Annotated in this window: 8 protein-coding genes; 2 read left to right on the top strand and 6 right to left on the bottom strand. The window is 71.6% G+C overall.

Features of this window, described 5'->3' with window-relative positions; all coding sequences use genetic code 11:
• Nucleotides 1-69 precede the first annotated feature (69 nt).
• From AB0F40_RS26180 to AB0F40_RS26165, 4 genes are all read right to left on the bottom strand, one after another.
• Nucleotides 70-1,686 carry a GMC oxidoreductase gene (locus tag AB0F40_RS26180; RefSeq protein ID WP_357474917.1) on the bottom strand — a complete coding sequence of 539 codons (1,617 nt, stop codon included), beginning with the start codon at nucleotides 1,684-1,686 and terminating at the stop codon, nucleotides 70-72.
• A complete protein-coding gene (locus tag AB0F40_RS26175; protein ID WP_357474914.1) occupies nucleotides 1,679-3,163 on the bottom strand; it encodes an aldehyde dehydrogenase family protein in 1,485 nt (494 codons plus the stop codon). The genes AB0F40_RS26180 and AB0F40_RS26175 overlap by 8 nt, the downstream gene beginning before the upstream one ends.
• 47 nt (nucleotides 3,164-3,210) lie before the next feature.
• A complete protein-coding gene (gene betT, locus AB0F40_RS26170; protein ID WP_357474911.1) occupies nucleotides 3,211-5,304 on the bottom strand; it encodes a choline BCCT transporter BetT in 2,094 nt (697 codons plus the stop codon).
• 66 nt (nucleotides 5,305-5,370) lie between these two features.
• Nucleotides 5,371-6,528, bottom strand: coding sequence for a P-loop NTPase (locus AB0F40_RS26165; protein ID WP_357474908.1), 1,158 nt, complete (start codon nucleotides 6,526-6,528; stop codon nucleotides 5,371-5,373).
• 119 nt (nucleotides 6,529-6,647) lie between these two features.
• On the opposite strand from AB0F40_RS26165, the gene AB0F40_RS26160 reads away from it, so the two are divergent.
• On the top strand, nucleotides 6,648-8,651 hold the full coding sequence (locus AB0F40_RS26160; protein ID WP_357474905.1) for a hypothetical protein: 2,004 nt from the start codon (nucleotides 6,648-6,650) through the stop codon (nucleotides 8,649-8,651).
• Here the strand turns inward: AB0F40_RS26160 and AB0F40_RS26155 are convergent.
• Nucleotides 8,606-9,130 carry a DUF1003 domain-containing protein gene (locus AB0F40_RS26155; protein ID WP_357474902.1) on the bottom strand — a complete coding sequence of 175 codons (525 nt, stop codon included), beginning with the start codon at nucleotides 9,128-9,130 and terminating at the stop codon, nucleotides 8,606-8,608. The genes AB0F40_RS26160 and AB0F40_RS26155 overlap by 46 nt on opposite strands.
• Nucleotides 9,123-10,442, bottom strand: coding sequence for a CBS domain-containing protein (locus AB0F40_RS26150; RefSeq protein WP_357474899.1), 1,320 nt, complete (start codon nucleotides 10,440-10,442; stop codon nucleotides 9,123-9,125). Before AB0F40_RS26150 ends, AB0F40_RS26155 begins: the two co-directional genes overlap by 8 nt.
• A gap of 73 nt (nucleotides 10,443-10,515) precedes the next feature.
• Here AB0F40_RS26150 and AB0F40_RS26145 point away from each other — a divergent pair, with 73 nt between their 5' ends.
• Nucleotides 10,516-11,496 carry a general stress protein gene (locus tag AB0F40_RS26145; protein ID WP_357474896.1) on the top strand — a complete coding sequence of 327 codons (981 nt, stop codon included), beginning with the start codon at nucleotides 10,516-10,518 and terminating at the stop codon, nucleotides 11,494-11,496.
• Nucleotides 11,497-11,648 lie beyond the last annotated feature (152 nt).

Raw genomic sequence — 11,648 nt, 5'->3', positions numbered from 1 at the left:
CTCCCCTCTCCGTGCTGGTGTGGTTTCGTGCCCCCCCGCGCGTCGCCACCCCCCCCACCACCGGGTTCCTCAGGCCAGGGTGGACGCCAGGTCGCGGTCCTCCTTCAGGAAGTCCGCGCACCGCTCGCCGATCATCATCACCGTGATGTTCGGGTTGACCGACGTGATCTCCGGCATCACCGACGCGTCGGCGACGCGCAGTCCCGTGACGCCCTTGACCCGCAGCCGCGGGTCGAGGGGCGAGCTGTCGTCGTCCGGCGCGCCCATCCGGACCGACCCGGTCGGGTGGTAGACCGTGTTGTGCGTGCGGGAGATGTAGTCCGCGATCTCCTCGTCCGTCCGCACGTCCGGCCCCGGGTACAGCTCGGCGCCCGCCCACTCGGCCATCGCGGGCTGCGCGACGATCTTCCGGGCGAGCTTGATGCCCTCGACCATGACCGTCATGTCGTACGGGTCCGTGAAGTAGCGGGGGTCCACCATCGGCTTGTCCCGGAAGTCCCGGGAGCGCAGCCGGACGGTGCCCCGGGAACGTGCGTGCGTCACGTTCGGCGTGAGGCAGAACCCGTTCTCCGTGGTCGGGTAGCCCTGCCGCGCCGTGTGCATGTCGAACGGCACCGAGCCGTAGTGCATCATCAGGTCCGGCCGGTCCAGGCCCGGCTCGGTGGCCGCGAAGATCCCGATCTCCCACCACTGCGTCGAGGAGGTGACCATCGGCTGCTTCGCCTCCCACTGGATCACCCCTTCGGGGTGGTCCTGCATGTGCGAGCCGACGCCGGGGGCGTCCACCAGGACGTCGATCCCCACCTCCGCGAGGTGCTCCGCCGGACCGATGCCCGACAGCATGAGCAGCTTGGGCGAGTCGATGGCGCCGGCCGACAGGATCACCTCCTGCCGGGCCGTGAACGTCCGGTGGTGGATCAGGTCCGGGTCGAGCACCTCGACACCCCTGCACCGGGTGCCGTCGAAGGTCAGCCGCCTGGCGCGGTGCTCGGTGAGGATCGTCAGGTTCGGCCGGTCGAGGATCGGGTGCAGGTAGCTCACCGACGACGACGAGCGGACGCCGTCCTCCCGCGCGTTGATCTGGAAGAAGCTCGCGCCGGTCACGACGGTGGAGCCGTCGTTGAACTGCACCCGGGGGATGCCCGCCTGCTCGCAGGCGTCCAGCACCGCCACGCCGCACGGGTCCGCCGGCGGGACCTGCCGGATCCGCACCGGGCCGTCGTGGCCGTGGAGGGCGCCGGGCTGGTCGTTGTTCTCGAGCTTCGTGTAGTACGGGCGGGACTCGTCGGCGCCCCAGCCCTCGGCGCCGCGCGCCGCCCACTCGTCCAGGTCCTCCGCCGGGGCCCAGAACGCGATGCACGAGTTGTGCGAGGAGCAGCCACCGAGCACCTTGGCGCGCGCCTGCCGCATGAACGAGTTGCCGTGGGACTGGGGCTCGACCTGGTAGTCCCAGTCGTAGCCCGACTCCAGCAGCCCCATCCAGCGGTCGAGCCGCAGGATCGCGTCATCGCCGACGTCGGACGGGCCCGCCTCCAGCAGGACGACGGAGACCGCAGGGTCCTCGCTGAGCCGGGCCGCGACGGCCGCCCCCGCGGACCCTCCACCGATCACCACGTAGTCGAAGGTGGCCTCGCTCGTCCGCGCGCCCGCCTGCTTGGTCGGCTGCTTCGCCGGCAGCTCAGTCATCGGTGCCTCCGAACCAACCGGTCACCGCAGGGCGCAGGTTCTGGTAGATGTGCTTGGACTCCTGGTACTCGGCCAGACCGGCCAGGCCCAGCTCCCGGCCGAACCCCGACTGCCCGTAGCCGCCCCACTCCGCCTGCGGCAGGTACGGGTGGTAGTCGTTGATCCAGATCGTGCCGTGCCGCAGCTGGTTCGCCACCCGCTGGGCCTTGCCCGCGTCCTGTGACCACACGGCGCCGGCCAGGCCGTAGAACGTGTCGTTGGCGATCTCGACCGCCTCGTCCTCGCTGCTGAACGTCTCGACGGTGACGACGGGACCGAACGCCTCGTCGATGACCGCCGAGCTGCCGCGCCGGACGCCGTCGAGCACCGTGGGCAGGTAGTAGAAGCCGTTCTCCAGCTCGCCGCTACCCCACTCACCGCCGCAGCGGACGACGGCGCCCTCGGCGACCGCCTGCTCCACGTACGCCGTGACCTTGTCCCGGTGCGCGGCCGAGATCAGCGGACCGGTCTCCGCGGACTCGTCCCACGGCCCGCCGAGCCGGATCTCCTGGGCGCGGCGCACCAGCTCGTCGACGAATCGGTCGTGGATCGACTCCTCGACCACCAGCCGCGCCCCGGCGGAGCACACCTGACCCGAGTGGACGAACGCCCCGTTGAGCGCGTTGTCCACGGCGGCGTCGAAGTCGGCGTCCGCGAAGATGACGTTCGGGTTCTTGCCGCCCAGCTCCAGCGCGACCTTCTTGACCGTCGCCGCGGCGCTCGCCGCGATGATGCGGCCCGTGGCGAGGCCACCGGTGAACGACACCATGTCGACGTCCGCGTGCGACGAGAGCGGTGCGCCCGCCTCGGGACCGGCGCCGAGCACCAGGTTGGCGACGCCGGCGGGCACCCCGGCGTCGGTCAGCACCTCCATCAGGAGGACCGCGGTGTGGGGTGTGAGCTCGCTCGGCTTGAGCACGAAGGTGTTGCCCGCGGCGAGGCAGGGCGCCACCTTCCACACGGCCTGCAGCAGCGGGTAGTTCCACGGCGAGATGAGGCCGCAGACACCCACGGGCTCGTGCACCACGCGGCTGAGCACGTCGGGGCTGCCGGCGTCGACCACCCGCCCGGCGTCGACGCCCGCCAGCTTGGCGTACCAGCGGAAGCAGGCGATGCAGTCGTCCATGTCGATGCGGCTCTCGACCAGGCGCTTGCCCGTGTCGCGGGACTCGGCGAGGGCGAAGTCCTCGGCCCGCTCGGTGAGCAGCTCGGCCACACGGTGCAGCAGCTCGCCACGCTCCGGCGCGGTCGTGGCGCGCCACGGGCCGGTGTCGAACGCCCGCCGCGCCGCCGCTATCGCCCGCTCGGTGTCGGCGGCGGTCGCCTCGGACACCTCCGCGACGAGCGAGCCGTCCGCCGGGCAACGGATCTCACGGGTGCCGCCGGCAGCCGCTGCCGTCCAGGTGCCGTCGATGTACAGGGTGGTCGGTGTGCTCATGGTGGTGCTCCGGGTCGGGCGTACGGGATCTGCGGGGCGTGCGGTGGTCAGCCTTCGATCTGTTCAGTGTCGTGCGTCGGCGAGCTGCTCGCGTGCAGGAAGAGCAGGTGCCGCTCGTACTGGTCCAGGACGTCGGCGATGAGCTGCTCCTTGGCGTAGTCGGTCACGTCGTAGCCCTGCGTGCCCTCGGCGAGGAGCACCTCGACGCGGAAGTACGTGTCGTCCTGGTCCGAGGTGTTCATCCGGAACGTCGGCGTGGGGTGCGCCTGCGGCCACAGCGTGTACGTGAACTGGTCCTCGTCGCCGTGCTCGGCGGTGAGCGTGATGGCGGGCAGGCCGCTGTCGCCCACGGGAGCCTCGGTGCAGGAGGTCGAGATGCCCTGCTCCTCCAGCGCGGCGGAGACCTCGGTCAGCGCGGGGCGGACCGTCCTGTCGATGAACCGCAGGGCGTGCCGCCGGTCCGGGAAGCTGACGAGGCGCGTGAGGCGCTGCCGCCAGCCAGGGGTTCCGGCCGTTCCGGCGTGCCCGATCCGGCCGGACAGGCTCGAGGGCAGGGCCGTGCGCAGGGTGTCGAACTTCTGCCCCTCGGTGCGCAGCACCTTGTAGAGCGCGAACATCACGCCGAACATCACGAGCGAGAACGGCAGGCCCATGATGATCGTGCCGGACTGCAGCGTCGAGATGCCGCCCGCGAGCAGCATGCCCATGGTGAGCAGGCCCGTGGCGGCCGCCCAGAAGACGCGCAGCCAGATCGGGCCGTCGTCGCCCGCCTGGTGCAGCTTGGAGGTGAGGTTCGACAGGACGAGCGCGCCGGAGTCGGCCGACGTCACGTAGAAGAGCAGACCGATGAAGATCGCGAGGCCGATGGTCGCCGGCGCCGCGGGGAACTGCTGGAGCAGGGCGTAGATGCCCGACGCCGGGTCGTTCATCGCGGCGTCGCCGAACGCGGCACCCTCGGCGCCGCCGTTCCGCATGTAGTCGAGCGCGCTGTTGCCGAACGTCGACACCCACAGCAGCACGAAGACGAACGGGATGGTGAGCGTCCCGACGACGAACTGGCGGATGGTCCGGCCCCTGGAGATGCGCGCGAGGAACAGGCCGACGAACGGGGCCCAGGCCACCCACCAGGCCCAGAAGAACAGCGTCCACGCGTTCATCCAGTCGGTCGGCGCGTCGAACGCGTACGTGTTGAGCGTCATGCCCGGCAGCCGGGACACGTAGTCGCCGACGTTCATCACCAGCGCGTTGAACAGGAACGTCGTCTTGCCGGTGACGACGAGGAACAGCACCAGCAGCAGCGCGAGCACGACGTTGAGCTCGGACAGCCGCCGCACACCACGCTGCACGCCGGAGACCACCGACAGCGTCGCCATCACCACGGCGAGCGCGAGCAGCGCGACCTGGGCGCCGACGCCGATCGGTACCCCGAACAGGTCGGACAACCCGCGGTTGAGCATCTCGACGCCGATCCCGAGGGTGGTGGCGAGGCCGAAGATGGTGCCGATCACGGCGGCGATGTCGACGGCGTCGCCCAGCTTGCCCCAGACGCGGTCACCGAACAGGGGGTGCAGCACCGAGCGGATGCTCAGCGGCATGTTGCGCCGGTAGGCGAAGTAGGCGATGGCCATGCCCATCAGCGCGTACATGCCCCAGCCGATGACGCCGTAGTGGAACAGCGTCCAGACGACGGCCATCCGGGCCGCCTCGACGGTGCCGCCGTCGCCGACGGGCGGCGCGAGGTACTGGGCCGCCGGCTCGGCCACCGAGTAGAACATCAGGTCGGTGCCGATGCCGGCGGCGAACAGCATCGCGGACCAGGTGAAGAGCCCGAACTGGGGCTTGGACTGCTCGGGGCCGAGCTTGATGCGGCCGGCCCGGGACAGTGCGACGCCGATGACGAACACCAGGAACGCGGCGGCGGCGATGAAGTAGTAGGCACCGAACCAGTCGGAGATCCAGGTGACGACGACGCCGATGTACTTCTCGGTCTGCGCCGGCCAGATGATCGCGACGAGGCCGACGACGAGGATCAGCGTCGCCGAGCCGAAGAACACCGTTGGATTGATGCCGCTGTGCCGTCGCCGTTCGGGCGTGCTGTCCTCGGGCGGGGTGCTGCTCACGGTCTTCGCCGGGGTGCTCATGGTGTCCTTCGTCGGGGGGCGCTGGGCGTTGCCCACCGTACAACCGCTCGACCACCGACGCTGCGGTCAGACCGGTGCGAGCCCCAGGCTGCGACCCGCCAGGCCGCGGCGGCGCTTCGCGAGCCCCCTGGCGACGTCGGCCAGCACGCGCGCGCCCGGTGAGTCCGGTGCCGTCAGGACGACGGGGGTGCCGTTGTCCCCGCCCTCGCGGACGGCGACGTCGAGCGGCACCTGGCCGAGCAGCGGCACGTCCTTGCCCACGATCTCGGTGAGCCGGGCGGAGACCCGTGCGCCACCGCCCTCGCCGAAGATCTCCAGCCGCGTCCCGTCGGGCTGTTCCAGCCAGGACATGTTCTCGATCACACCGACCACGCCCTGTGAGGTCTGGGTCGCCACCGACCCGGCGCGCTCGGCGACCTCGGCTGCGGCGGCCTGCGGCGTCGTGACCACCAGGATCTCCGAGGACGGCAGCAGCTGTGCCACGGAGATGGCGATGTCGCCGGTGCCGGGCGGCAGGTCGAGGAGCAGCACGTCCAGGTCGCCCCAGAACACGTCGGCCAGGAACTGCTCGAGCGCGCGGTGCAGCATGGGCCCGCGCCAGACGACGGGCTGCCCGGCCGGCACGAACATGCCGATCGAGACCACCTTGACGCCGTGCGCGATGGGCGGCAGCAGCATGTTGTCGACGCGCGTGGGCTGCCGGTCGACCCCCAGCATGCGGGGGATCGAGAAGCCGTAGATGTCGGCGTCGATCACGCCGACCGCGAGCCCGTCGGCCGCCAGCGCGACCGCGAGGTTCGCCGTGACCGACGACTTGCCCACGCCGCCCTTGCCAGAGGCCACTGCATACACCTTGGTCATCGAACCCGGCTGCGAGAACGGGATGACGGGGTCGCCCGCGCCGCCGCGCAGCATCGACCGGAGCGAGGAGCGCTGCTCGGGCGTCATGACACCCAGCTCGACGTCGACGCCCCCCACGCCGTCGACGGCCGTCGCCGCGGCCGTCACATCCTTGATCAGTGTCGACTTCATGGGACAGCCGGCGACGGTCAGGTCGATGCCGACGGTCACGTGCGTGCCCGGACCGGTGGTCGAGCTTGTCGAGACCTCCACCGACCGGACCATGCCCAGGTCGGTGATGGGGCGCCGGATCTCGGGGTCGAGCACACCGGTCAGTGCGTCACGCACCCGAGCCTCGAGTGTGGGGGAGTCGACTGGGGTCATGTTTCGATCCTATGGGGGAGGTCCAGGGGCTCCGGAATGAGAGTGATCTTTCATGACTTTGCAATGAAGGAGACGTGAAAACGGTACGCTGCGTCACCACCGAGGGTGAGGAGGCCCCCATGACCGAGCCACGCGTTCCCACGCGAGTTCGGCGTGTCGCCTCGGAGGACCAGGCCCGCGACCTCGCCGCCGCTCTGCAGCGGCCGGGCCGCAGCAGCCCGGTGGTGGTCATCTCGACGCCCGCCGGGCACGACGTCCCTTTCGTCGACCCGCAGCGGGTGCTCGACGACGTCGCGGGGCTCGCCGAGGTGGTCGTCATCCCCACGGGTGACGTGTCGTGGGCGTTCTCGTCGGGCATGCCGCCGGACACGCAGGTCTACGGCGGTGCGTCGCGCGTCTACGGCACGGACCTGGAGTGGGTGGTCCACCCCCGTCGTTCGCCGCTGCACTTCGCCTACTCCGCGGACGAGGACGTGCGTGTGCGCGACCGTCTGGTCGGCGACGTCATGCGGTTCGCGGTCCGTGCGGGCATCGTCGGCTCCGCGCGGTCCGCGCCGGACGCGGCCCCGACCCACGGGAAGGTGCTGGGGGTGCTCGGCACGCGCGCCCTGATCAGCGCCGACGACGGTGGTCAGGCCACGATCGCCGAGGAGCTCGTCTTCCCCGACGTGGCGCTGTCGCGGGTGCTCGCACCGGGCATGCGGGTCACCGGCGTGCTCGACCCGGCGCGCCGCCTCCTCGACATCCGCTGCATGCTGCCCGACGTCGACGCGCTGCGCCGGGCGGTGAACGCCGCCTACCGGGTGGGCCAGGTCGTGCTCGGCCGGGTCGAGGCGGTCGAGCACGACGCCGTGCGCATCGCCCTGGCGCCCGGTGTCCTCGTGCGGGTGCGCCGCGCGGAGATCACAGGGAACGACCGGGACCTGCTGAGTGACCTCTTCACCGCGGGGGAGGTGGTAGCGGCCCGCCGGATGCCCGCGCCGCTCGACGGCCTGGCGCTGCGGCTGGACGACGTCGACGAGTCCGAGGACCAGCCGGTCCCGGCCATCGCACTGCTGGACGGTGGGCCGCCGTGGCTCGAACCGCCCCTCCCGCCGGCGGAACCTGTCGAGACCGGTTCTCGGGTGGTCGGGCCTGTAGGGACCGGTTCTCCGGTGGTCGAGCCCGCGGGGACCGGTTCTCCGGTGGTCGAGCCTGTCGAGACCAAGCCCGACGACGCCCCGCCCACACCGGCCGACCTGTTCGGCGTGCGCCCCGCCGAACCCCGTTCCGGCCGGACGCCCGCCGAGCACTCCGCCGCGGACCTCGATACCGGACCGGTCCCGACACCCCCGGGCGGTCAGCGGGCCCCGACGCCCGGGGACGTCGCCGCCTGGCACGCCGGCGGGCACGAGGCCCTGCCCTCGCCCGCGGCGTCGGAGTCCCCGGCGGAACCGGGCGGCAAGGCGGCGCGCGACCTCAGCCTCTCCCTCGACGCGGCGAAGGCCCAGGTGACGGCGCTCGCGAAGGAGCTGCTGGACGACAAGGTCAAGCGGCACCAGGTCGAGCTGGAGGTCGACCGTCTGCTGGGGCGCGTCGGCGAGCTCACGGAACGGCTCGAACGCAGCGAGCGGCGTGCCGAGCAGCAGGCGACGGCGCTGCGGAAGGCGCGGCAGGAGGCTGCGCGCCTGCGTCGTCGGCTCGGTGACGCCGGAGGTGAGGAGCCCGAGGACCGCTATTTCGTCGACGACGAGGAGCAGCTCCGGTTCGAGGTCCTGGCCGAGTGGGCCCGCGCCATCCCGGCGGCCGAGAAGCCCGGTCGCCCGCTGGCGGAGTACACGCTCGGCCCGCGGTTCCTCGCCTCCCTCGCCGACGTCGAGGGAGTCAGCCGGGACCGGGTGGTCTGGACGCTCGTCATGGTGCTCACCGGGCACGCGCCCGAGATGAACGGTCTGCAGGTGCACCGCCTGCGGACGGGGTCCGGCGGTGACGACCCGGTCCGCCAGCGTGACGACGGCGCCGCGTGCTGGCGGGTATCACTCCAGGTCAACACGCCGTCGGCGCGCAGGCTGCACTACTGGAGGCTGCCGGGCGGGGCCTACGAGCTGTCGCGCGTGGTGGTCCACGACGACGTGGAGCCCTGACCGCGGTCCTTCTCCTCCAGCTCCTCCAGCAAGTTACGGATCTCCGACCGCACGAAGTCACGGGTGGCGACCTCCGACAGGGCGATCCGGAGCGCCGCCATCTCGCGCGCCAGGTACTCCGTGTCGGCGAGGTTGCGCTCGCCCCGCTGCCGGTCCTGCTCGGCCGTGACGCGGTCGCGGTCGTCCTGCCGGTTCTGTGCCAGCAGGATCAGCGGCGCCGCGTAGCTGGCCTGCAGCGACAGCATCAGGGTGAGTGCGGTGAACCCGTTGGCGGCGCTGTCGAACCGCAGGTTCTCCGGACCCCACGCGTTCCACGCGAGCCACAGGATGCAGAACACCGTGAGGTAGATCAGGAAGCGCGGCGTGCCCAGGAACCGGGCGATGCCCTCGGTGGCCTTCCCGACGGCGTCCTGCTCCATCCGGAACCGGGGAACCAGGCTGCGGCGCTGCGCGAGCGGGGTGTCCAGGCGGTCAGCCATGGGTCGCCTCCCGTCGCTCGGGCTCCTGCCGCTTCGCGGGGGCGGACTGCGCAGCGATCGACTCGAGGTGCTCCTCGTCGCTGCCCCGCCAGTCGTCGGGGAGGATGTGGTCGAGGACGTCGTCGACGGTGACGACACCCAGCAGCCGGCGCTGGGCGTCGAGCACCGGCAGCGCGAGCAGGTCGTAGGCCGCGAGCAGACGGGTCACCTGACCCACCGACGCGTCATGGGTCAGCCACTCGGTCTCGGCGTCCAGCACCGACGCGACCGCTGCGTGCGGCGGCTCGCGCAGCAGCCGCTGGAAGTGCGCGACGCCGAGGAACCGGCCGGTCGGCGTCTCCTGCGGGGGCCGCACCACGAACACCATGGACGCCAGCGCCGGGGGCAGCTCCGCCCGCCGGATCTGCGCCAGCGCGGTGGCGATGGTGTCGTCCGCGCCGAGGATCACCGGCTCCGTGGTCATGAGGCCACCGGCCGTGTCCTCTGCGTACTCCAACAGCCGCCGGACGTCGGCCGCCTCCTCCGGTTCCATGAGGTTCAGGAGCTGGGTCGCCTGCTCGTCGGACAGCTCGCTCAGGAGGTCGGCGGCGTCGTCGGGCTCCATGGCGTCCAGCACGTCCGCCGCACGCTCCCGGTCCAGGCCGGACAGGATCGCCACCTGAGCGTCCTCCGGGAGCTCCTCCAGCACGTCGGCGAGGCGCTCATCGTTCAGCGCACCGGCGATCTCCAGCCGACGCGACGTCCCCAGCTCGTGGATCACGTCCGCGAGGTCGGCCGCCCGCATGTCCTCGTACGCTTCCAGCAGACGAGCCGCCCCCTGCTCGATCGACCGACGGGTGAGGTCCTGCACGGCGTCGACCGGGATCGTCAGGGTCGAGCCCCGGCGGAACCGGGTCGATCCACGCGCGGACCTGCGTCGCACGAACAGCTGGTCCACCAGCCAGTCGCCGGTGCGCTGCTGCGCGATCGAGACGTCCTCGATGATGACCTCGCCGGAACCGTCCTTGAGCTGGACCCGGCGGTCCAGCAGCTCGCCCAGCACCACCGACTCCATGGCACGCTGCTCGAACCGCCGCAGGTTCACGAGGCCGGTACTGATCACCTGGCCCGCGTCGATGCTGGTCACCCGGGTCAGGGGGAGAAAGACACGGCGTCGTCCCGGGACCTCGACCACCAGCCCCACCGCTCGCGGTGCGCCCTTGGCCCGGAGCAGCACGACGACATCACGAACCCGGCCCACCTGGTCGCCGATCGGGTCGAAGACCACCGTGCCTGCCAGGCGTGCGACGAAAACCCTGGTGCTGGCGCTCACGCTGGTCAGCCTACGGCCCGCTCCTGCGCCACGCTCCTCGCCACCAGCGACAAGGTAGGGGAGACTATGGGGCATGAGCATGTCTCGCCCGGGTGCCGTCCCGAAGGTCCCGACCCTGCCGGCCGGCGACGAGGTCGCCGCGTACTCCACCTACCTGGAGGCGCAGAAAGCAGTCGACTACCTCTCCGACAACAAGTTCCCCGTCGAGAACGTCACCATCGTGGGCACCGACCTGCGCATGGTCGAACGTGTCACGGGGCGCCTCACGTACGGCCGGGTGGCGCTCGCGGGCGCTCTCTCCGGCGCATGGTTCGGTTTCTTCGTCGGGTTGCTGATCACGCTGTTCGCCGGCGAGGCGGGCTTCCAGGTGATGTTCGCCGGTATCGCGCTCGGCGCCGGCTTCGGCCTGCTGTTCTCGATCCTGTCGTACACGTTCACCCGCGGGCGGCGTGACTTCACGTCGTCGTCCCAGATCGTGGCCGCTACCTACGCGATCCTCTGCGGCCACGAGCACGCGACCGACGCGCGGGCGCTCCTGGTCCGCTCGCCGAGCGGGCTGGGCAAGTCGCGCGGCAACGCCACGGTGGGAGTCCCTGCCCCCATGCCGCCCCAGGCGCCCGCCCCGCAGGCACCCGGTGCTCAGGCTCCTGGTGTCGAGCCCGCGCAGCCCGCCGCGCCGCCGGCCCGCCCGACCGACCCGCGCTGGGTCACCCCGACGGGCGAGCCCAGGTACGGTGCGATGCGGCCGGGTGCCGGTGCGGCCGATGCCGGTGCCGGCGGAACGGCACCGGCCGAGACGCCGTCGGGCACACCCTCGGGCGCAGCGCCGTCCACTGGTGCAGCCTCGGGCGCGCCGGTCGACGCCCCGCCGTCAGGTGCGCAGGCTCCGGACGCACCGGCCGATGGGCAGACGGGATCCCCGGCCGCGCCCGATCAGGCGGCGCAGGCTCCGGACGACCAGCGCCAGGACGCGACGAGCAGCCCGGACGACTCGCCCACGGCGCGTACCCGCTACACGAACCCCTACGCCCCGCCGAGCGACGACCAGAAGTAGCACCGCTGCCGCCTGGGGTGCTTGAACAGTGTCCGGGAGATGACTTCGGTCCGATGGGATGAGTTCGGTCAGTCAAAACACCCCAAACGAGCCCACAGTCCCAAGTGAAAAAGCCCCCGGCGCGACAACAACCCCGGGGGGGTAGGGAGGGG

This window comes from Promicromonospora sp. NPDC023987 (genome assembly GCF_040639055.1).
Taxonomy (GTDB): Bacteria; Actinomycetota; Actinomycetes; order Actinomycetales; family Cellulomonadaceae; genus Promicromonospora.
The sequence above is the reverse complement of the archived record's forward strand: the minus strand, read 5'-3'. Positions and strand labels throughout refer to the sequence as shown.

Excerpts from the sequence above, each read along its gene's own strand:
- AB0F40_RS26145 (WP_357474896.1), top strand. The coding sequence starts at position 10,516 with ATGAGCATGTCTCGCCCGGGTGCCGTCCCGAAGGTCCCGACCCTGCCG.
- AB0F40_RS26160 (WP_357474905.1), top strand. The coding sequence starts at position 6,648 with ATGACCGAGCCACGCGTTCCCACGCGAGTTCGGCGTGTCGCCTCGGAG.
- AB0F40_RS26155 (WP_357474902.1), bottom strand. The coding sequence starts at position 9,130 with ATGGCTGACCGCCTGGACACCCCGCTCGCGCAGCGCCGCAGCCTGGTT.
- AB0F40_RS26175 (WP_357474914.1), bottom strand. The coding sequence starts at position 3,163 with ATGAGCACACCGACCACCCTGTACATCGACGGCACCTGGACGGCAGCG.
- betT (WP_357474911.1), bottom strand. The coding sequence starts at position 5,304 with ATGAGCACCCCGGCGAAGACCGTGAGCAGCACCCCGCCCGAGGACAGC.
- AB0F40_RS26165 (WP_357474908.1), bottom strand. The coding sequence starts at position 6,528 with ATGACCCCAGTCGACTCCCCCACACTCGAGGCTCGGGTGCGTGACGCA.
- AB0F40_RS26180 (WP_357474917.1), bottom strand. The coding sequence starts at position 1,686 with ATGACTGAGCTGCCGGCGAAGCAGCCGACCAAGCAGGCGGGCGCGCGG.